The following is a 403-nucleotide window of genomic DNA, read 5'->3' on the forward strand; positions in this document are numbered from 1 at the left end:
TTCGTAGTGTTGTATCCCTTCCAGACTTCATGTGGATCGAGGGCATACGCACAAACCTTACCAGCAACGGGGATTCTAACTAATGCATTTTTTGATTCTAAGTAATTGAGCCACCGAATAATTGTGCTTCTGCTAACTCCAAGTTTTTCAGCTAGGAATTGCTGATCCGCAACGACAGCGCCACACGTAGGATCGATATGCTCCGCTAAAAATGAGTACAGCTTCAGTGCTGATATGCCTTGGCTATCCTTCAGCAGCTCTCGAACACGTTCCCAACCTTTTGGGGATACCTGTGTAAACCTTGAATTTTTCTTTGCTTCTTCGAGATCCTCGGTGTTTTTCTTTGCCTCATCTGAAAGTTGTTTCAGTCGTTTTTCTGAATCAATAAACATGATTTTTTCCC

The 403-nt window shown here is 42.9% G+C and carries 1 protein-coding gene; it reads right to left on the reverse strand.

The genetic code is table 11. The features are described 5' to 3' along the window. Positions 1–392, reverse strand: a 392-nt coding sequence (locus EHH60_RS36955; protein WP_072651126.1) for a helix-turn-helix domain-containing protein, incomplete at its 3' end; no start/stop codon positions are given. Between the last annotated feature and the right edge of the window lie 11 nt (positions 393–403).

The organism is Bradyrhizobium sp. RP6 (assembly GCF_003837805.1).
GTDB lineage: Bacteria > Pseudomonadota > Alphaproteobacteria > Rhizobiales > Xanthobacteraceae > Bradyrhizobium.